Origin of the sequence: Faecalicatena orotica, from assembly GCF_003149245.1 — a bacterium.
Taxonomy (GTDB): domain Bacteria; phylum Bacillota; class Clostridia; order Lachnospirales; family Lachnospiraceae; genus Faecalicatena_A; species Faecalicatena_A orotica.
In genome coordinates this window covers 690,252-709,995 of sequence record NZ_QGDL01000001.1, presented here as the reverse complement: position 1 = coordinate 709,995, position 19,744 = coordinate 690,252, and the positions used below count along the sequence as shown (strand labels likewise).

The following is a 19,744-nucleotide window of genomic DNA, read 5'->3' as shown; positions in this document are numbered from 1 at the left end:
TGGGGCAGTGCAGCAGAATTTGGATTTTGTCCGGCCGGAAATAGAAGCTGGTTTTCCGGCCGGATAGGGCATCTGACAATTATTTCGCTGCTTTTTCAGCAAATTCAGTTGTCACGAGATCTGCGTAAGGAGCCCTTTGTTCCAATTCTCCTGCACTTTCCAGTATATCCTGGAGCAGATTAAAACTGTCTTCCTCAAATACCAGATTATCTTTCCATGTATCCTGATCATAGTATCTGGTAACAATCGTGGTGATTGTTTTTAAATCTGTTTCCGGGAACTGAGGTTCAATTACTTCGGCAATTTCTTCCGGAGTGTGTGACTGAACGTAGTCCATTCCTTTCTGGAGTGCGTTGGTAAATCCCTGAATGACGTCAGGGTTTTTCTCGATATAGCTCTGTTTTGCACTGTAAGCGGTGTAAGGTACGTAGCCGCTGTCTTCGCCGAGAGAAGCAACGACATAGCCTTTTCCTTCTGATTCCAGAGAAGTTGCACCGGGTTCAAATTCAACTGTATAGTCTGCTTTTCCCTCTGCGAAGGCTGCAGCAGTTGAGCCAAAGTCGATGCTTTGATTGATTTCCAGATCCTTTGCCGGGTCGATTCCGTTCTCCTTCAGGATATACTCGAAGACCATCTCCGGCATGCCGCCTTTTCTTCCGCCGAGAACGGTGCTGCCTTTGAGAGCATCCCATGAGAAGTCCGGCATTTCCTCACGTGCAACAAGGAAATTCCCCGCACGCTGGGTGAGTTGTGCAAAATTGACAACATAGTCGTTGGCACCTTCATTATAAGTATAAATAGAAGCCTCAGAACCCATGAAACCGATGTCAGCCTCACCTGAAAGGACAGCGGTCATGGTCTTATCTGCACCAAATCCGCATACCAAATCGAGATTAATCCCTTCATCTGCAAAATATCCTTCTTCCACGGCCACATACATTGGCGCATAAAAAATGGAGTGTGCAACTTCGTTTAAGGTAACATCCATCATTTCTTTCTGAGTATCATCCTTCTCTGTTCCTGACTTCGTATTTGCAGAAGTCTCTTTTCCGGTATCCTTCGAGCCGCAGGCACTCAGGGCAGCCATGATCATAGCCGCACACAGAAGTACGGCAAGTATACGCTTTTTCATAAATTTCCTCCTGTAACATAATTCAATCACTTATAATATATGAGAAATTCAGGAATCGGTTCCAGAAACAAAGATAATCGGATTCCGAATCGGGAATAATATGTGGTAATTTGCGACTGGTTTTGATATGATGGAAGTAACAATAAACTATAAGATTCCGAATACGAAGGAGTTTATATGAGGAAAGAAGCATCACTTGAACAATGGAAAGAGCTGTATGAACTGGGAATAGAATTGAAGGGGTTAGAACCCTGGAAGGATTTCTGGGATATGGATTTGATCGTTATATGTCCGAAAGGACGCAAGGAACCTTTTTTCTGCAGTGTGATGGGAAAAGGCGGTTCCTGCTATGGGATCAGTGTATACAGCGGCTATGAAGGCCTGAAGGATTTTGAAATGCTTACAGCTACTGAGATAACCGGGATATCTTCTGAGTATGCGATGTTTGAACAGAATAATCTGACCTGCTATTTGGGGGACAGGGATGAAGTGCCGCCCCAGCAGAAGAAGGTGATTAAGGAGCTGGGGCTTTCATTCCGGGGCAGGGGGCAATGGATGTATTTCCTGTCGTTCAAACGGCGGTATATGCCGTATACTCCGGATGAGGACGAAGTGGAAGAATTGATCCGGGTTTACAAGGGGCTTGCGGCCGCAGTCAGGGAATACCGTGAGAATGACATACCGGTGGATTACGAGTCAGGGGAATGCTTCTGGTATATCTATCATGAGAAGGAACAATGCTGGAAATCAGAGATACACGGTCTTCCTGATGATGCCGGGACAGAATATCCTATTGTAGAACTGGAAGATGAGATCCTGAAAAAGAAACTGCAGAAGAGACCACTGATAGATGGAGAGCTTCAGCTTGACTTTATTTATCTGAACGGCGGGGTGAAGGAGAGCGGATATGACCGTCCCATTAATCCACTTCTGTTTATGGCCGTCGATGGTGACAGTGGTATGGTGATTACCGTGGAAATGATGGGTCCGGAAGATGACGAGATTGATATTTCACTGAACTTCCTGGTGCAGTTCATAGAACAGTATGGAAGGATAAAAACGGTGAAAGCGAGAAACGCATGGATATTCTCGGCACTGGAGGATCTCTGTGAATACTGCGGCATTAACCTTGTGAGTGAGAATATGCCGGAGTTGGAAGAAGCCGTGGAGAATATGAAAGGATATTTTGACAAAAGACCGTAATCTGTTATCTGCCCGATAGTTCGCAGAGCAGCACGAACCATCTGTTTTCTGCAAACAAGGGATATGGTGACTTCTAAATTTACACAAAAAACATCCGGGGAATGTAGTGACCTATAAGCTGACTTATAGGAATCACCACATTCCCCGGATGTTTGACTTTAATAGTTATCGTGATCTTCTTCAAACGGATCGTCATAATCGTCATCATCGTAGTCATACTCATCATCACTTCTTTTCGAAGCAATTGTGAGCACAAGGAAGATGACAGCGAAGACACCGCCTGCGACTGCACCATACAAAAGGAACTTGTCATCGCCACGTTTTAAGAATGCAAAAACAGCGCCGCCCGCATAAAAAATCAGCGGCAGAAGGAAGGCAAAAATAGTATGCTTCTTCTGCATAATCAAAAGAAGAAGGCCGGATACAAGCATGCAGAGTGCAAGTACAATATAAATCGTACCTGTTGTAGCATTAGATCCATCTGATATGTTATTCAGCCCTGCAATAAGTGCCTTATATGCAAAGAATCCAAATGCCACGATGGAGATAATACCAAAGATAATGCGAACCAGCCTGAATTTCGGCTTCGGTTCTTCCTTTTCGACAGGAGCCTTCTGAACTGGCTGTGGAGCCTGCTTTTTACGGGCAGGGGCAGGGCCGGACGCGGCAGGTCTCTTCTTTGGTGCCTCTTCCTCAGGTGAAGCGGGTCTCTTTTTCTTTACAGGCTTTCTGTTAGGATCAGAAGCGAGCATGTCTTCATAACTGTCACGGACAGCTTTCTCTCTTTTTACCCGAACCTTTTCAGGTGGGATATTGCTGTAGCGCTGCTGCGTATTTTCACCGGCAGGTTTGCGTGAACCGGTATCAGAAGAAACAGGCCGTTTTCTCTGGACGGGTTTTCCGTCAGGCCCGGTTTTGGAAACTGGGCCGGCAGTTACACCGGAAACAGGTCTCTTTGCCGGAGCCGAGGTTTTCTCCTTAGGTGCTGATTTAACGGGAGGAACCGGTTTAGATGACGGAGCAGCTTTTTTTACCGGAGCGGCATCCGGATTGCTGGATTTTACCGGAGCAGCGGCTTTTTGTGCCGGAGGTACAGGCTTTGCATCAGGTGACACAGGCCTTTTCTTAGGGGCCGCTTTTTTCACCTGTGCATTCTCAGGCGTGTCTTTTTTGACCGGGGCTTTCTTACTTGCCGGCGGAACAGAAACAGGACTGGCCTCACTGGCTTTTGCGGCCGGTTTCACCTGTGCAGGTGTACTTTCGTTAGACTGTGTATGATTAGAAGCGCTTGCATCAGCGGCTTTTTTTGCTCTTTGTTTATCAAGATTCCACTGCTTTTTGCAGTCTCTGCAGATTGCGTATTCGTTAAAGATAGGTTTACCATTCTCGTCAACGCCTACTTGTTTCTTTTGTAATTCTACATCTTTTCCACATTTCGGGCATCTCATTTATGCGTTCCTCTCTTTCTTGGGTAGATTAACGTTACTGTACACAGGCACGCCTGTAAATAGTAACAGATTAACAACGCTTTTATTATAGCATTATGTCAGTGGAAGGACAAGGAAAAATGTAATATTGCGGGGGATTATGTCGAAAGCCACCGTCATATGATGTTGAATGGCGGTGGCTTTTCGGGGAATACTAATTAGGAAATGTGATCCTGGGGAAGACCCTTTCCCGTATTGGCATGTTTGTCTGTTTTTTCCTTAATTACAGGGGGCTGATACTGATATACATCATTATAGGCCTCCAGTTCTGCTTCCGATGTCGGAAGTGCGGGAATCAGGCCCGTGCAGTCTCTGGCTGATGCCGCGTTTGACAGATAATCATAATCGTCAATGATTTTTTCGTTTTCTTTGTTATTTAACATGGGCTTCACCTCAATATTAGTATCTGCCCAAGTGCAAATTGTATTCTGGCAGAAATATGGTATACTTAGAAACGAATGGAAAAGGAAAGAGGGATGATTATGAAATTAGAAGCAGATACACATGCACACACAATCGCAAGCGGCCATGCCTACAATACAATCCGTGAGATGGCGGCAGCAGCAGCGGCAAAAGGACTGAAAGCATTTGCACTGACGGAACACGCTCCGATGATGCCCGGCTCGTGCCAGTCGTTTTATTTTCAAAATCTGGATGTTGTGCCGAGAATGATGAATGGGGTCCGGATGCTGTTTGGATCGGAATTAAATATTATGGACACGAATGGTAAACTGGATCTTCCGGAATCGGTCTGCCGTGATCTGGATATTGTAATCGCCAGCATGCATAAACCGTGCTATGGAATGGAACATTCGGAAAAAGAAAATACGAGAGCTTATATAGAAGTTATGAAAAAACCATATGTCAATATTATTGGCCATCCTGATGACGGACGTTTTCCGGTGGATTATGAAGCACTTGTCCTTGCTGCAAAAGAGACAGGGACGCTTCTGGAAATCAATAATTCTTCTCTTCGTCCGAAAAGTGCAAGACAGTGTACGAGGGAAAATTCGATTACGCTTCTGGAGCTGTGTAAACAGTATGAGGTTCCTGTTACAACAGGAAGCGATGCCCATATGGATGTGGATGCCGGTAATTTCTGTAATGTAGAAGAAGTGCTTAAATACTGTGATTTCCCGGAAGAACTGGTCGTGACGACTGATTTTGAGAGACTGAAATCATACCTCAATCTGTATAAATATGGTGAATCTTAAATCTGTATAAAAAGGTGGACTTTACAAGTTTAGTGTGCTAAAATGTAACGGTAGTCATTTGACTGATAAAGGAGATCGGCAGTATGAGTAAGAAGATAAGAACAGAGGCGGTGGACTATCTGTTTAGCGCCATATTAAGTCTGGAAAACAAAGAAGAGTGCTATACTTTTTTTGAAGATATCTGCACAATCAATGAATTATTATCACTCTCCCAGCGGTTCGAAGTGGCGAAGATGCTAAGGGAACAGAAGACTTATCTGGAAATTGCAGAAAAGACCGGTGCTTCAACGGCAACGATCAGCCGTGTGAACCGTTCACTTAATTATGGAAATGACGGGTACGATATGGTGTTTGAAAGATTAGGACACAGCGAAAAGAGAGATGCGTGATGCATCTCTCTTTTTGTTTACGGAAACCATGAGACAACTCAATTCCGATTACTTTTTAGGGGCCTTGCCGGACGGATCAGGCAATTCGTCAATGATCTTCTCGATCAGTAATTTCTTCACATAAACGTCGAAACTCAGACTGCATATAAAGGAAAACAGCTTCAGGTAATCCTTGTCCTCAACATCGATATCTTCAAAAGAGTCCTCGGCCCTCTTATAAGCCGCTTTGAGCTCTTCTTTCAGTGGCTCAATCTGGGCCTTTTCCATTGCACATACTTCTTCATAAAGCTGTGTCATATCCAGTTCACTGGCAGAGTCGAAGTACTTGCTTGTGAGCGGCTTCATCAATGTCTCGATATCCTTGATGGAAAGGATATTCTTAAAGTAATAGATAAAAATCAGGACCAGTACATGTTCCTTTGTATACTTCTTCTTAACCGGCGGCGGAAGCAGATTGTTCTTGGCGTAATTGTTGATCATTGTCTTCGTCAGAATCTTGTCGTCTTTGTACCGCTTGGTAGACTTAAGCTGGGCATCCATAAAGGTGGTTACCTGATCCATGTATAAATCTATATTCGGAATATCTCCCGGATGAATATAGTCAATGCGGGAGATGCTTTCTAAAATGCTGTTCAGCATATCGTTCGTATTAATCGTCATATTCTCACCTCAATATATTTATTATATAGTATTAAAAACTAGATGGCAAGTATTTTTTAACTACTAATACACTACTAATACACTGCGGACAAATTCAAAGTATTTTGAACAATTCTCTATATCAACTATGTGCATAAAAGTTATATGATGATAACAGGGGGATAGTAACGGGATGTACAATGTACGTCCCGGGGCCCCGCCTGATATATGAACAGTAGTGGAAAAAGTGACGGGAGGAATTGGAAATGTTAGTGACCCTGAAAGAGATATTGAATTTGTGTGAAGCGAAAGGCTGTGCCGTCGGTTCCTTTAATACGCCGAATCTGGAATCTATTATGGCGGTCATCGGCGCGGCGGAAGAATTAAATGTTCCGGTTATTATCCAGCACGCCCAAGTGCATGAAGAGATCATGCCGCTTGCGACAATCGGGCCGATCATGCTGGAGCTTGCGTCACAGGCGAAGGTGCCGGTGGCAGTCCATATTGATCATGGCGAAACTGTAGAGTACATATACCGCGCATTGAATCTGGGATTTACCTCTGTGATGTATGACGGCTCTACACTTCCATTCGAGGAAAATGCTGCAAATACGCGGCTGGTTGTCTCTCTGGCGAAAAGGACGGGGGCGTCTGTAGAGGCTGAAATCGGCTGTATGGGAAGGCGTGAGACAGGAGCTGGTTCTGCCGGGGCAGGAAATGATCCTGAAAAGATATATACAGATCCGGGAGAGGCAAAGCGGTTCGTAGAATTAACCGGGATCGACGCTCTGGCATGTTCTTTCGGGACAACCCACGGCGTCTATATCAGCAAGCCGAAGCTGGACTTCAGTGTTGTTGAAAAGGTCAGGAAGAACGCGGGAATTCCGGTCGTTATGCACGGCGGCTCGGGGGTAAGCCAGGAAGATTTCCGGACGGCCATCCAGAAAGGTGTCCGTAAAGTGAACTACTATACATACATGGCTATGGCCGGCGGCGAGACGATTGTCAATCAGTTCAGAATGGGATGTATCCCGGTTGAAAAAAACGGGAAAAAATATAAATACTGCTATTCCCTGATGGAAAGTGATAAGGATGTTCCGGTGATGTATCATGACATCGTGCAGTGGGGGACACAGGCTATGAAAGAGAATTGTAAGAAGGCAATGGAAATCTTTGCAATGAAGTAGGGGAAGGAAGGGGTGCTGTGCACATTTACGTGCAAGGCATCCCTTCCCTTTGTTTATGCAGGTGACAGGAAGTTTCTGCGGTTGATTTGCCTGTACTGCTTCGGAGGCATTCCTGTTGCCTTTTTGAATATGGTAATAAAGTAATTGTAGTCATTGAACCCACATTCTGCCGCGATTTCACTGATCCGCATTTCCGGACGGGAGACAAGCAGGCTCTCGGCCTTCGAAATGCGCAGGCTGCGGATGTGGGCGGCTATGCCTGCACCGTAATTCTGGTTTGCGATCTCATAGAGCGTTGTCTTTCCAATCTGAAAATGTTCACAGATACTCTGAACATCGATTTCTTCCGTAAAATGTTTCATAATATATTCGTCGATCATGACAGGGAGTTCTTTCTGTCCGATGATTGCCATCCGCTCCAGACAGAGATAGGAAGCAACGGCCTGCAGGATGTGGGAGGCGGATTCTATGTAGTTTTCTGAGATCAGGGGGCGCTCCCAGCAGGCATCCTTCAGACGCTCCATGTCAACCTTGTAATCTTTGCAAAGCTTTTGTATATTTTCCCAGCCTTCTTCATGCGAAGAATAGGAGAAGACGTGGCCGAACAGCAGGTAGCCGATTACAATGTTGCCCATGTAGAGCGGGGCGATGCTTTCGGTCAGCCCGGAATGGCACTGGTAGGTAAACGGGGAATGCTGTCTGGAGGCTGTCTCGCAGGCAACCGCATCACAGCGGCGGCACTCTTTTTCAGCGGCAGGGTCCGTCCTTAAAAGCCGGCAGAAAGGAGCAATCTCTTCCGGATAAGCGGCCAGTTCCCGGAAGGTATCATCGAATACAGTGATCCGGATCTGGGTGAGCGTATAGAAGTCTTTGAGCAGAGAATTCAGTTTTGTCAGGTTGAAAGTGGAAATCATCGCGGTCCTCCTAAGTACGTGAAACAAGTTTTTCGTTTCGGAAGCGATCCCTGTTTTGCCAGAACGCAGTCCTTTCTTATTAGAATACCATGCGCGCGAACAAATTCAAAGTAAAAAGAACGGAATGCTATATATTGACGACAAGCTTTCCGGTACAATGGGGATATAGATGAAAGGAGGCCGAATATGAAGAAAATGACATTTGCATTATGTTTCTGTAACAGAGGTTTTATGCCGGGAGAATTGATTTACGGCGCAAGAGAGGACATGGTTAAGGCGGTGACGGATGCCGGATATGAATACATAGCAATGGATGCCGGACTGACCAGATACGGGGGTGTTGAGACAAGAGAGGAAGGGCTCCTGTATGCGAAATGGCTGAAAGAGCATGAAGGACAGTACGATGGCGTCATATTTTCCATGCCGATCTTTGCGGACGAAAACGGAGCAATCACGGCACTTCAGGATGCAGGTGTGCCAATCCTGATGCAGGCATATCCGGATGAGCCGGGAAAAATGGATTTCGCACACCGAAGAGATGCCTACTGCGGTAAGTTTTCCGTGACAGATGTGTTCACACAATACCAGGTACCGTTTACGGTTATGAAACCCCACGTTGTACACCCGCTTTCGCCGGCATTTGCGGAAAATCTCAAAGATTTTGCGGCGGTCTGTCGTGTTGTAAACGGGATGAAACGTTTTAACGTGGGATGCCTCGGTGCGAGGACAACGGCTTTTAAAACGGTCAGATTCGATGAGATTACCCTGCAGAAATACGGGATTAACGTGGAGTCCTTTGATTTGTCTGAAGTCTTTTTCAAGGTAAACCAAAAGGCAGATGACGATAAAGCGGTGATAGAAAAGACAAAACGCCTGCAGAATTACACGGATTTTACGAAGGTGCCACAGAGCAATATGCTTACGCTGGCAAAGCTGGCAGTCGTAATTGATGAATATATCGAGGAATATAAGCTGGATGCGCTCACTCTGCGCTGCTGGAATGAAATGGAGACGATCCTGAGAGTCTGTCCGTGTGTCCTGCTCAGTGAGCTGAATGACAGGGGAATCCCGGCATCCTGCGAGATCGATATGTGTTCCGCGCTGACGATGCGCGCCATGAGCCTTGCCAGTGAAGAGCCGACAGCCGTTCTGGACTGGAACAATAATTACGGAACGGATGAGAACAAGGTGATCCTGTTCCACTGCGGGCCTGTGGCGCAAAGCCTGATGACGGGAAAAGGTACGGTTACGGAGCATAAGATGTTCGCAAAAGGTGACCCGGGATCAGGATGGGGCAGCAATGAGGGAAGAATCCGGCCGTTTGACATGACCTTTTCCAACTGCCAGACAAAGGACGGCAAAATCGTCGTATATGCGAGTGAGGCAAGGTTTACAGAAGATCCGATAGAAGATAGTTTCTTCGGGTGCGGTGGTGTTGCAGAAATCCCGGGACTTCAGGATAAACTGATCAGACTGGCGCGTGGCGGGTTCAAGCACCATACGTCAGTCGGAGTGGGACATATGAAAGAGATTCTGAAGGAAGCATTTACAACATATCTGCATTATGACTGGGTGGACCTGGATTAAAATCCGGGCGCACTTCACAGAGAAAACGAGGTGGATGTTATGAAAATAGCGGGGCTGGATATCGGTACAACCGGATGCAAGCTGACCGTATTTGACCAGACAGGGAAGTATCTCGATAAAGCGTATCAGGATTACCCTGTCACGAGAAAAAGTACAGAGCATGAAGTGGATGCAGAGGCGATCATGGAAGCTGTAATGTCTGTCATGAGCCTGATGGGGCACCGGTATCCTGATATTTCAGGAATCGGGGTGACCAGCTTTGGAGAGACATTCGTTCTGGCGGATGAAAACGGCGCGCCCCTCCATCCTGCCATGCTTTACACAGATCCACGTGGAGCCGGGGAGTGCCGGGAGCTGACTGAAAAAATGGATGGAAAGACCATTGCATCGATCACCGGGTTAAAACCCCATGAAATGTACAGCATTTCGAAGGTGATGTGGATGAAACGCAACAGGCCGGACGTGTATAATCGGGCAAAACATCTTTTCCTGATGGAGGATTATGTCGTATTCGGGCTGACTGGCACAGCCCAGATCGATTATTCACTGGCCTCGAGGACGATGGCTTTTGATATTACTTCTTTGAAATGGAGTGAGGAAATCTTCCGGATCGCGGACATTGATCCCAGCCTGATGTCAAAGCCGGTGCCAGCCGGAACATCAGCAGGGTGCATACGGCCGGAGATAGCAGAGAGGACAGGACTTTCCGCAGAAACGCAGATCATTTCCATCAGCCATGATCAGGTGGCGGCGGCAGTCGGCTCCGGTGTGTTCGACTCCACAAAGGCAGTGGACGGCGCCGGGACCGTGGAGTGCATCACCCCTGTGTACGACGGCCTTCCGGAACTGGAGGTGATGTATGCCGGGAACTATGCGGTAGTTCCCTATGTAATTCCGGGGAAATATGTCTGCTATGCATTTTCCTACACGGGCGGCGCCCTGATCCAGTGGTGTGTGGATACACTTGCGAAAAAGGAAAAGGAACTGGCAGCCAAAGAGGGAATCTCCGTGAATGAATATCTGGAGGGGGATGCAAAGGAACCCACAGGACTACTGGTGCTGCCACATTTTGCCGGGGCCGCGACACCATACATGGATACCGGCTCAAAAGGGGCAGTCATCGGGCTGACGGCAGGAACCACAGTCAGAGATATTTACCGTGCCTGCATGGAAGGCGTGGTTTACGAGATGCTTGTGAATATGGAATGCCTGAAGGATTCCGGCATTCATTTTGATATGCTTCATGCGACCGGGGGCGGTGCCAAATCTGAGGTGTGGATGCAGATGAAGGCGGATATGCTCAATATCCCGATTACCGCGTTAAAAACGGCGGATGCCGGGACGGTGGGAAGTGCCATGCTGACCGGAATTGCAGTCGGTTGTTTTGAGAATCTGGAGGATGCGGCTGCACATATGGTGGAACGGAAGAAAGTGTATACACCTGATCCACAGATGCATGAAAAATACATCGAAGTGTATCAACGTTACCGCAGGCTATATCAGGCGGTACGCCCACTTGTGTAGAGTTTGTGCGGGAACTGGGAAAACATGACGGCAGGCCTCATCACCGGAGGTGTATTTTAGCAGGCCTGTGTCGTATCTGTTAACTGGCAGACAGTTAGAAAGGCGGTAAGAAATGATGAATCCATATATAGGACACGATTCCCAGATTTATGGAATAGAGGAACACCGGTTAGTGGGCGGAAAGGGTGACGGGATGCGCCTGCTGGAAGTGACGAATGGCAAGGGGCTGGAGCTGACAGTCTCACTGGACCGCAGCGCAGATATATCCAGACTGCGTTACCGGGGCATAAATATGTCTTATTTTTCACCGTGTGGATATGTGGCACCGGCATATTATGATTCAAAAGAAGACGGATGGCTGAAATCTTTTACGGCCGGATTCCTGACGACATGCGGACTTCAGGCAGTGGGGTCGCCCTGCACAGACGACGGGGAGGTACTGCCGCTGCACGGCTCCATTGCGAATACGCCTGCGGAGGCCGCATACTGGTTCGAAGAAGACGGGGAGCTGGTGATACGGGCGGTGATAAAAGACGAGGGCATCTTTGCACGGAAACTCCGCCTGAACCGTGAGATCCGTGTCAGCCTTGAGGAAAATGAATTTACCATAAAGGATACGATTGAGAATACAGGTGACAGCAGGACCCCGATGGAAATCTTATACCATATGAACATGGGATACCCCCTGCTGGACGAGGATAGTATTGTGGAAATCCCTTCCTATGAAGTGGCCGCACGTGATGACCATGCTGCGGAGGATCTGGATAACTGGATGAAGATGATAAAGCCGGAAGCCGGATATGTGGAACGCTGTTATTATCATAAATTCCGGGAAGAAGGAAGGGCGTCCATCTATCAGCCGAAACTGAATCAGGGACTGGAGATTCTGTTCGATCCGAAGGAACTGGACGCATTCGTTGAATGGAAGATGATGGGTGTCAGGGACTATGTTCTGGGACTGGAATGCGGCAACTGTTATCCGGACGGGCGGGATGTCATGCGCCGGAGAGGAATGCTGAAATTTCTGGAGCCGGGGGAAAAGAAGGTTTATAACGTGAAAGTGCGCATGATGTGATGTGTATAAACAGGCAGGTCCGCCCATTGGCAAAAGTGTCTGCATTTATTAAAAAATATCTGTCAGCTATGTGGAACCTGACGAAATTGCAAAAAGTACTTACACATACCGTGCACATCTGTTAGAATAACAACATCTTAAGTGAGAGCAGTTCCTATTTAAAAACGGGGACTACTGTAACTGAATAAAGATTAAATGAGAATGGTAGTGAAGATTATAGTCCTATAATTGTAACGAAAGTTATGAGATGGTCTGTATTTTCGCTGCCTTTTTTGCTGTTTAAAATTCGGTAAAGGCTTAAGACAACAGGTATGCATAAAAATAGTGAGTATGAGACAGGAGGAACAAAAACATGCCAAAAACAAAATTTCAGGAAATTATTTTTACAATTATTATGGTGATTGTAATGGTATACGCACTTGTTGTGTATAATATCTCTCTGGATAAAGGGGGATTAACAAACGAGGTCTTTTATATCGCTCTTGGGGAGCTCGTTATTATGGGGATCGTTGGTTTTATTCTGGAGATGCTGATCGCCGGACCGCTTTCAAAAAAACTGGCCTTCAGACTGGTGACGCCGGGGAAGGATAAGCCGATTTTCGTGATCCTTGCTGTATCCGCAATGACAGTCTGCCTCATGTGTCCGATGATGAGTTTTGTCGCAACTGTGCTGTTCAAAGGAGTGGATTCACAGCTGGTATCAAAATGGATTCAGACATCTGTAATGAACTTTCCGATGGCATTGTGCTGGCAGATCTTCTTCGCGGGCCCGTTTGTGAGATGGGTCTTCGGACACCTTTTCCCGGAAAAAGATTTAGAGCTGGCTGCGGAGGCAGAATAAAAAGCAGAATAAAAATAAAAGCAGGTACACATGATGATAGGACAGAATAAATTGAAACAGGAGGATCTAAATCAATGACTACAAGAAATATTCAGTTTTCTAATATGGAAGAAGTTATGGACTTCTGCAGTGTATGCAAGAATATAAAAGCAGATATTGATGTCAGACATAAGAATAAATGGATTGACGCAAAATCACTTCTCGGCCTGATGAGCCTCGATCTTGGAGAAAAACTGGAGCTCGTTGTGTACGGGGAAGAGACAGAAAATGTGGACAAATATTTCTCAGGATATTATTCCTGATTTCAGGCTGAGTATAATGAATTGTCAAACACACCCGGGGAAACCCACAGAAATTTTCATAAAGTTAAGAGCAGGTCAGCGGCAGCAGCACGCTGGCCTCTTTTTTGTAAGGTACAGTCTGAACAGTAATCTATTTTCTGTATTATAATGATGACTTAACAGTTTTACGTGACAGGACAAGGATTTTATATTATAATCACATAGGTGAGATCCCGGAGCATCAGGAGTTTTTTCCGGGACAAAGAATGAGTTTTGTGCATGGCAGACGGGAGATACATATGAGCATATACGATACTTTAAATGAACAGCAGAGAGAAGCGGTATTCCACACAAATGGGCCACTTTTGATACTGGCAGGAGCTGGATCAGGAAAAACGAGAGTGCTGACCCACAGGATTGCTTATTTAATAGAAGAAAAAGGTGTGAATCCGTGGAACATTCTGGCAATTACATTTACAAACAAGGCCGCGGGAGAGATGCGTGAGCGTGTGGATAAACTGGTCGGTTTCGGTTCGGAAAGCATCTGGGTGAGTACATTCCACTCAACCTGTGTGAGAATCCTGAGAAGACATATCGACAGACTTGGATATGATAATAATTTTACGATTTATGATGCAGACGACCAGAAAACACTGATGAAGGATGTATGCAGACTGATCGATATTGATACAAAGGTTTACAAGGAACGGAATCTGCTAAGTGCGATTTCTTCTGCGAAAGACGAGCTGATCATGCCGCAGGAATTTGAACTGAATGCGGGCGGGGACTATGGAAAGCAGAAAATCGCGAAGGTTTACTGGGAGTATGAAAAACAGCTCCGCGCGAATAACGCACTTGATTTTGACGACCTGCTTGTGAAGACGGTGCAGCTGTTCCAGACCCAGCCGGATATTCTGGAGTATTATCAGGAACGTTTCCGTTATATTATGGTGGATGAGTATCAGGATACGAATACGGTCCAGTTCAAGTTTGTGAGCCTTCTTGCGGGAAAATACAAGAATCTGTGCGTGGTAGGTGATGACGACCAGTCTATCTACAAGTTCCGCGGGGCAAACATCAAGAATATACTGAACTTCGAGCAGGAATACCATGACGCCAGAGTAATCAAGCTGGAACAGAATTACCGGTCCACCGGCAATATTCTGAATGCGGCAAATGCCGTGATCAGAAACAATGTGGGCCGTAAGGATAAGTCTCTTTGGACGGAAAACGGGGAAGGCGAGAAGATTCAGCTGCGCCAGTTTGATACCGGGTATGATGAGGCAGATTTTATTGCAGGGGATATTAAAAAGAATGTCAGCGACGGCGCTGCTTATAACGACCATGCCATCTTATACCGTACGAATGCCCAGTCACGTCTGTTCGAGGAGAAATTTGTGGCTGCAAATATTCCGTATAAAATCGTAGGAGGCATCAATTTCTATGCACGCCGCGAGATCAAAGACCTTCTGGCATATTTAAAGACCATTGACAATGGGAAGGACGATCTGGCGGTAAGGCGTATTATCAATGTCCCGAAGCGGGGAATCGGACTGACGACGATCAACAGAGTGCAGGAATCCGCCCTGGAAAGAGAAATCGGTTTTTATGAAGCACTTCAGGGACTGGACCTGATCCCGAATATCGGGAGGAGTACTGCAAAGCTAGACTCCTTTGTGGCATTGATTGAATATTTCAAGGGATTTGCCCAGAACGAGAGCATTTCTGACCTGATGAAAGAAATCATTGAAAAGACAGGCTATGTGGAAAATCTGGAGGCTGAGGACAAGGAAGATGCCCAGACGAGGATTGAAAATATCGATGAGTTGTTAAGTAAGATTGCCGCGTATGAGGAAAAATGCGCAGATGAGGATGAGAAGCCTACTTTGAGCGGTTTTCTGGAGGAGGTAGCTCTGGTTGCAGATATTGACAGTCTGGATGAAGCACAGGATTACGTCATCCTGATGACATTACATAGTGCAAAAGGTCTGGAATTCCCCCGTGTTTATCTGGCGGGGATGGAAGACGGACTTTTCCCGAGCTATATGACCATCACATCAGATGACAATGAAGATCTGGAAGAGGAGCGCAGGCTCTGCTATGTGGGAATCACACGTGCCGAGAAGAAACTGACAGTCAGCTGTGCGAGAAGAAGAATGATACGCGGGGAGACGCAGTACAATAAAACATCCCGTTTCCTGAAGGAAATCCCATCCGAACTGATGGAAAACGGGAATACATTCGAGGAAGATGTCGAAATGCCGACCCAGAACGCTTATTTCCAGGCAAAACAGGCGTTCAAGCAGAAAGCCTTCACCACAGGTAAAACGGCAAAACAATTTGCTGTTTCGAAGGAAAAGGGACTCGACTATACGGTTGGAGACAGGGTCAGACACATAAAGTTCGGCGAAGGGCTGGTAACCGATGTAACTGAGGGTGGCCGTGACTTTGAAGTGACGGTACAATTTGACTCCGCCGGAGTTAAAAAAATGTTTGCATCATTTGCACGCCTTCAGAAAATAAGTTAAAGGGTTACAATTTTTGCAATTAAAATGAAAATTTGGCATAAATGAGTAGTAATCTGAAAATGATAGTGATATAATAACTTAAAGTAAACCTGTATTGATAAGACGGGGAAAGGACGTGGATAATATGAGCAAAGTAGAGGAATTAATCGCTGAAACAAAACTGAATGAATTACTGCGTAAGAAAGAAGACGAAAAGCAGAAAAATACAGTACTCTGGGTTCTGGCAATCGTTGGAGCTGTAGCGGCAGTAGCTGCTATTGCATATGCAGTATACCGTTTCTTCACACCAGATTATCTGGAGGATTTTGAAGAAGATTTCGATGATGATTTTGACGATTATTTTAGTGAGGAAGACCAGGTATAGAAAACCAAATACCAAAAGGGAATCCTGGAATCAAGGCCCTGCGGGCTGGCCAGCTGTTAAGGCTTACGGCTATGGAATGAATAAAGCGAATAATGGACAGGATGTGGAGCTTACTGCACCCTGTCTATTTTTATTTCATAGGAAAGTACGTCCTATGAAATAAAAAGCCCTCCGGGGGATGCACACTGCGGCGTATAAGGTAGATGTCGCAGAGCGAGCGCCGCAGGCGCGAGTTTCACAAGCGAAACTCTATTTTATGTTATAAGAAACAGAAGTTATAGGACTGGAGGCAGAGATGAAAAAAGGACAAGTATATGAAGGCATGATAGAAAAGGTGGAATTCCCCAATAAAGGTCTTGTGTGGATCGCAGAGGAGGATCGCTACGTGACAGTAAAAAACGGAATCCCGGGGCAGAAGATTCGATTTGTTGTCAATAAATTTAAAAGAGGAAATGCAGAAGGGCGGCTTCTGGAAGTCATGGAAAAGTCCCCTCTGGAAAAACGGGACCCTGTCTGCAGCATATTCCCTGCCTGCGGCGGCTGCATGTATCAGACCATGCCTTATGAGGAACAGCTGAAAATGAAGGCACAGCAGATCAAAGAAATAATCGATTCGGCCGTAAAAACAGAATATGAATTCGAGGGGATTCAGGCAAGCCCGAAGGAATTCGAGTACCGCAACAAAATGGAATTTTCCTTTGGCGATGAATACAAAGACGGCCCTCTTTCACTGGGCCTCCATAAAAAAGGCAGTACCTACGATGTACTCACGGCCGGAGATTGCAGGCTTGTGCACCCGGATATGAACCGTATCCTTCTCTGCGTGCTGGAGTATTTCAAAGAAAAAGGCGCCGGCTATTACAAAAAAATGCAGCACGAAGGATACCTCCGCCATTTACTGGTGAGACGGGGAGACACAACCGGAGAAATTTTGGTGAATCTGGTGACAACCACACAGGAAGAGTACGACCTGCAGGGCCTGACAGAAGCACTTCTTAAGCTGGAACTGGACGGAACGATAGTGGGGATACTCCATATATTAAACGATTCCCTCTCTGACGTCGTTCAGAGCGATGAAACACGTATCCTTTACGGACAGGACTATTTTTATGAGAAGATCATGGGAATGGAATTTAAAATCACGCCGTTTTCCTTCTTCCAGCCCAATTCCAGAGGCGCCGAAGTCCTGTATAATACCGTGCGCGAATATATCGGAGACATCAAGGACATGACGGTATTCGACCTGTTCAGCGGGACCGGCACCATTGCTCAGGTACTCGCCCCCGTGGCAAAACAGGTCATCGGAGTAGAGATCGTCGAGGAGGCCGTTGAGGCCGCACGTGAGAACGCAAAAAGAAACGGTCTGGATAACTGCAGGTTCATTGCAGGGGATGTGTTCAAAGTTTTAGATGAGATAGAAGAGAAGCCGGATGTGATTGTGCTCGACCCGCCGAGGGACGGGATACACCCGAAAGCACTGCCGAAGATACTGGACTATCAGGTGGATAAAATCGTGTATATCTCCTGTAAAGTAACAAGCCTGGCGCGGGATTTGGAGATGATGCAGGGGCGGGGGTATGAGGTTGTCAAGTGCGTGGGGGTGGATCAGTTTTGTGAGACGGTGCATGTAGAGACGGTCGCGCTTTTGACCCGTAAATAGGCGGATTGGCAATAGATTTATCCAACAAAATAAGTGTTTTGTCTACCATTTGCCTACCCTTTTTTCATGGGGTAGGCAGAATTATTTAACAGCTCTTTCAAAAATTTCAACGGCGTCGTTTTGCAGTTTATCCATATTAAAGACATACCTCTCTAGGGTGGTTTTAATATCTTTGTGTCCCAGCCGTTCCATAACCGTTCTTGGCCAGGCTCCATTTTCAGCAAGTATGGTTCCGTGGGTATGGCGCAGGCAGTGGTGATGGGATAATGGATTGTTTAGGGAATAGTGAATTACCCTGGCGCAGTATTTAAACGTGTCTGTGTTTGTTAGCTCACCGTTCTCTTTAACAGCATCGGGCCATATTTCCTTATAAGGCACCAAAATATCAGCCCTAGCCTGAACGATAGTTCCGTTGTCATCCAAATAAGTCTTCAAATAATACGGACCATATTTCAGCATGTTTTTCTTTCTAGTCAATATTTCATTTAATAATTCATTCTCTATCTTAATTGTACGGAAAGAGTCATGTTTGGGATTACAGAAAACCTACCTTTTATCATCACGTTTTTGCATTTGGTGGCTTATTGATAGAGTTCTATTCTCAAAATCAATATCTTTTAGCAGATCAATACCATAACTTTCGCCTATGCGTGTCCCGGCGTAAAAACCTGTCATCAAGGGCAGATAAAAGTGTGTGTCAGAAAAGTATGAAATAATTTTCTCCCATTCTTCAAGAGGTAGTATATAATCAGTTTTTGCTTGTGCATCTTGGTTTATTGGGACTTTCGGCACTTTTATATAGTCACAGGGATTGTATTTTATATATTTACGCGGTTGCACGGCATAGTTTAAAGCCCCAGACAGGCAAGCCAACGCATTAGAAATCATGCTTTTAGACAGTCCCTTTTTGATTTTTAAATCATCCACCCAAAGCTGAATGATATCGGACTCCAGTGAGGTAAGACGATATTTTCCCATAAAGGGTTTTATATGGATTCGTATTTTACTTTCATAATCTCTCTGAGTATTATACGAGAGATGCTTTTGAACATAGTTTTTAAACCAATAATCCAGATAATCTGCAACTGAAATTGTTGAGGGTTTGAAGACTCTACTGGATTGATCGTATTCTGCCTTTGCTTTAGTTCCAGCTGTTATGGCATCTGCCTTTGTCCTGAATCCACCCTTAGAAATAGGATTACGCTTTCCACCAATGCGTGCCCCTTCAAAACTATATTCCCATGTTTTACCTCTTTTTCTTGTTCTTAATTCTCCCATCGTACCTTCCTCCTAGTATAAAAAAGCTTTCGACAAAATTAACCATTGTAGTAGAAAACAACAAACGGGAGTGATATAATTTATATAAAAATAACCACTTAATCTGCGTATGCATCCGCAAGACAAAATGGCTATGTACATTAAAGGACGTGATATATGATAGAAATTTCTCCAGTCAAATTATATGAATTTTTAAAAAGCAGAAATTTTCAATATTTTTTTCATGCAAATACTGTAAAAACTTCTTGTACGCTAATTAATCAAAAAGGCCTTTTATCCAGAGCGGAAATAGAAAATAGAGGCTTGGCAATGACTTCTCAGTCATCAGACGACATTGATAAACACTTCCATGTGGAATGATATTTTTTTTGATATTGTTGACTTACATGGGTATTTTCCGCGCCAAAACTTATATGGTCCTGTTTGTTTCAAACTTAGTAA

At 45.5% G+C, this 19,744-nt stretch carries 19 protein-coding genes; 12 read left to right on the top strand and 7 right to left on the bottom strand.

Annotated elements, in window-relative coordinates; all coding sequences use genetic code 11:
• Positions 1-79 precede the first annotated feature (79 nt).
• Complete coding sequence (locus tag A8806_RS03100) at positions 80-1,132, bottom strand: ABC transporter substrate-binding protein (RefSeq protein WP_109729673.1); 1,053 nt, start codon at positions 1,130-1,132, stop codon at positions 80-82.
• 177 nt (positions 1,133-1,309) lie between these two features.
• Here A8806_RS03100 and A8806_RS03095 point away from each other — a divergent pair, with 177 nt between their 5' ends.
• The gene (locus tag A8806_RS03095; protein ID WP_109729672.1) at positions 1,310-2,335 is read left to right on the top strand and encodes a DUF7309 domain-containing protein; all 1,026 of its coding nucleotides are present in this window, start codon (positions 1,310-1,312) and stop codon (positions 2,333-2,335) included.
• A 158-nt stretch (positions 2,336-2,493) separates the two neighbouring features.
• On the opposite strand, the gene A8806_RS03090 is transcribed toward A8806_RS03095, so the two are convergent.
• Together A8806_RS03090 and A8806_RS03085 are read right to left on the bottom strand one after the other, a co-directional pair.
• Positions 2,494-3,783 (bottom strand): DUF4013 domain-containing protein, encoded by a 1,290-nt coding sequence (locus A8806_RS03090; RefSeq protein WP_109729671.1) that lies wholly within the window; start codon positions 3,781-3,783, stop codon positions 2,494-2,496.
• 197 nt (positions 3,784-3,980) lie between these two features.
• A complete protein-coding gene (locus tag A8806_RS03085) occupies positions 3,981-4,205 on the bottom strand; it encodes a hypothetical protein (protein WP_109729670.1) in 225 nt (74 codons plus the stop codon).
• 99 nt (positions 4,206-4,304) lie between these two features.
• Here A8806_RS03085 and A8806_RS03080 point away from each other — a divergent pair, with 99 nt between their 5' ends.
• Together A8806_RS03080 and A8806_RS03075 are read left to right on the top strand one after the other, a co-directional pair.
• Positions 4,305-5,036, top strand: coding sequence for a phosphatase (locus A8806_RS03080; RefSeq protein WP_109729669.1), 732 nt, complete (start codon positions 4,305-4,307; stop codon positions 5,034-5,036).
• Between the two features lie 83 nt (positions 5,037-5,119).
• Entirely contained in the window at positions 5,120-5,425 is a 306-nt protein-coding gene (locus A8806_RS03075) for a YerC/YecD family TrpR-related protein (protein WP_109729668.1), read from the top strand.
• Between the two features lie 48 nt (positions 5,426-5,473).
• Here the strand turns inward: A8806_RS03075 and A8806_RS03070 are convergent, their stop codons facing one another.
• Positions 5,474-6,085 (bottom strand): DUF1836 domain-containing protein, encoded by a 612-nt coding sequence (locus A8806_RS03070; protein ID WP_109729667.1) that lies wholly within the window; start codon positions 6,083-6,085, stop codon positions 5,474-5,476.
• 245 nt (positions 6,086-6,330) lie between these two features.
• On the opposite strand from A8806_RS03070, the gene A8806_RS03065 reads away from it, so the two are divergent.
• Positions 6,331-7,251, top strand: coding sequence for a class II fructose-bisphosphate aldolase (locus A8806_RS03065; RefSeq protein WP_109729666.1), 921 nt, complete (start codon positions 6,331-6,333; stop codon positions 7,249-7,251).
• Positions 7,252-7,304: 53 nt separating this feature from the next.
• Here the strand turns inward: A8806_RS03065 and A8806_RS03060 are convergent, their stop codons facing one another.
• A complete protein-coding gene (locus A8806_RS03060; RefSeq protein ID WP_109729665.1) occupies positions 7,305-8,165 on the bottom strand; it encodes a PocR ligand-binding domain-containing protein in 861 nt (286 codons plus the stop codon).
• 186 nt (positions 8,166-8,351) lie between these two features.
• On the opposite strand from A8806_RS03060, the gene A8806_RS03055 reads away from it, so the two are divergent.
• From A8806_RS03055 to rlmD, 8 genes are all read left to right on the top strand, one after another.
• Positions 8,352-9,752, top strand: coding sequence for an L-fucose/L-arabinose isomerase family protein (locus tag A8806_RS03055; RefSeq protein WP_242995937.1), 1,401 nt, complete (start codon positions 8,352-8,354; stop codon positions 9,750-9,752).
• Between the two features lie 39 nt (positions 9,753-9,791).
• Positions 9,792-11,276 carry an FGGY-family carbohydrate kinase gene (locus tag A8806_RS03050; protein WP_109729664.1) on the top strand — a complete coding sequence of 495 codons (1,485 nt, stop codon included), beginning with the start codon at positions 9,792-9,794 and terminating at the stop codon, positions 11,274-11,276.
• 112 nt (positions 11,277-11,388) lie between these two features.
• A complete protein-coding gene (locus A8806_RS03045) occupies positions 11,389-12,351 on the top strand; it encodes an aldose 1-epimerase family protein (RefSeq protein ID WP_242995936.1) in 963 nt (320 codons plus the stop codon).
• 352 nt (positions 12,352-12,703) lie between these two features.
• Positions 12,704-13,192 carry a DUF2798 domain-containing protein gene (locus A8806_RS03040; RefSeq protein ID WP_109729663.1) on the top strand — a complete coding sequence of 163 codons (489 nt, stop codon included), beginning with the start codon at positions 12,704-12,706 and terminating at the stop codon, positions 13,190-13,192.
• 74 nt (positions 13,193-13,266) lie between these two features.
• Positions 13,267-13,494 carry an HPr family phosphocarrier protein gene (locus A8806_RS03035; RefSeq protein WP_109729662.1) on the top strand — a complete coding sequence of 76 codons (228 nt, stop codon included), beginning with the start codon at positions 13,267-13,269 and terminating at the stop codon, positions 13,492-13,494.
• Positions 13,495-13,772: 278 nt separating this feature from the next.
• Complete coding sequence (gene pcrA / locus A8806_RS03030; RefSeq protein WP_109729661.1) at positions 13,773-16,001, top strand: DNA helicase PcrA; 2,229 nt, start codon at positions 13,773-13,775, stop codon at positions 15,999-16,001.
• A gap of 124 nt (positions 16,002-16,125) precedes the next feature.
• Positions 16,126-16,365: a hypothetical protein gene (locus tag A8806_RS03025; RefSeq protein WP_109729660.1), complete on the top strand. Its 240-nt coding sequence runs from the start codon at positions 16,126-16,128 to the stop codon at positions 16,363-16,365.
• Between the two features lie 295 nt (positions 16,366-16,660).
• A complete protein-coding gene (gene rlmD, locus A8806_RS03020; protein ID WP_109729659.1) occupies positions 16,661-18,025 on the top strand; it encodes a 23S rRNA (uracil(1939)-C(5))-methyltransferase RlmD in 1,365 nt (454 codons plus the stop codon).
• A gap of 81 nt (positions 18,026-18,106) precedes the next feature.
• On the opposite strand, the gene A8806_RS26535 is transcribed toward rlmD, so the two are convergent.
• On the bottom strand, positions 18,107-18,484 hold the full coding sequence (locus A8806_RS26535) for a tyrosine-type recombinase/integrase (RefSeq protein ID WP_242995935.1): 378 nt from the start codon (positions 18,482-18,484) through the stop codon (positions 18,107-18,109).
• A gap of 87 nt (positions 18,485-18,571) precedes the next feature.
• The gene (locus A8806_RS26530; protein WP_242995934.1) at positions 18,572-19,303 is read right to left on the bottom strand and encodes a tyrosine-type recombinase/integrase; all 732 of its coding nucleotides are present in this window, start codon (positions 19,301-19,303) and stop codon (positions 18,572-18,574) included.
• Between the last annotated feature and the right edge of the window lie 441 nt (positions 19,304-19,744).

Bases quoted from the DNA above. Each gene is read 5' to 3' on its own strand.
- A8806_RS03045 (WP_242995936.1), top strand. From the start codon at position 11,389: ATGATGAATCCATATATAGGACACGATTCCCAGATTTATGGAATAGAG.
- A8806_RS03085 (WP_109729670.1), bottom strand. From the start codon at position 4,205: ATGTTAAATAACAAAGAAAACGAAAAAATCATTGACGATTATGATTAT.
- A8806_RS03095 (WP_109729672.1), top strand. From the start codon at position 1,310: ATGAGGAAAGAAGCATCACTTGAACAATGGAAAGAGCTGTATGAACTG.
- A8806_RS03035 (WP_109729662.1), top strand. From the start codon at position 13,267: ATGACTACAAGAAATATTCAGTTTTCTAATATGGAAGAAGTTATGGAC.
- A8806_RS03050 (WP_109729664.1), top strand. From the start codon at position 9,792: ATGAAAATAGCGGGGCTGGATATCGGTACAACCGGATGCAAGCTGACC.
- A8806_RS03100 (WP_109729673.1), bottom strand. From the start codon at position 1,132: ATGAAAAAGCGTATACTTGCCGTACTTCTGTGTGCGGCTATGATCATG.
- A8806_RS03090 (WP_109729671.1), bottom strand. From the start codon at position 3,783: ATGAGATGCCCGAAATGTGGAAAAGATGTAGAATTACAAAAGAAACAA.
- pcrA (WP_109729661.1), top strand. From the start codon at position 13,773: ATGAGCATATACGATACTTTAAATGAACAGCAGAGAGAAGCGGTATTC.
- A8806_RS03065 (WP_109729666.1), top strand. From the start codon at position 6,331: ATGTTAGTGACCCTGAAAGAGATATTGAATTTGTGTGAAGCGAAAGGC.
- A8806_RS26530 (WP_242995934.1), bottom strand. From the start codon at position 19,303: ATGGGAGAATTAAGAACAAGAAAAAGAGGTAAAACATGGGAATATAGT.
- A8806_RS03040 (WP_109729663.1), top strand. From the start codon at position 12,704: ATGCCAAAAACAAAATTTCAGGAAATTATTTTTACAATTATTATGGTG.
- A8806_RS03025 (WP_109729660.1), top strand. From the start codon at position 16,126: ATGAGCAAAGTAGAGGAATTAATCGCTGAAACAAAACTGAATGAATTA.
- A8806_RS03070 (WP_109729667.1), bottom strand. From the start codon at position 6,085: ATGACGATTAATACGAACGATATGCTGAACAGCATTTTAGAAAGCATC.
- A8806_RS26535 (WP_242995935.1), bottom strand. From the start codon at position 18,484: ATGCTGAAATATGGTCCGTATTATTTGAAGACTTATTTGGATGACAAC.
- A8806_RS03080 (WP_109729669.1), top strand. From the start codon at position 4,305: ATGAAATTAGAAGCAGATACACATGCACACACAATCGCAAGCGGCCAT.
- rlmD (WP_109729659.1), top strand. From the start codon at position 16,661: ATGAAAAAAGGACAAGTATATGAAGGCATGATAGAAAAGGTGGAATTC.
- A8806_RS03060 (WP_109729665.1), bottom strand. From the start codon at position 8,165: ATGATTTCCACTTTCAACCTGACAAAACTGAATTCTCTGCTCAAAGAC.
- A8806_RS03055 (WP_242995937.1), top strand. From the start codon at position 8,352: ATGAAGAAAATGACATTTGCATTATGTTTCTGTAACAGAGGTTTTATG.
- A8806_RS03075 (WP_109729668.1), top strand. From the start codon at position 5,120: ATGAGTAAGAAGATAAGAACAGAGGCGGTGGACTATCTGTTTAGCGCC.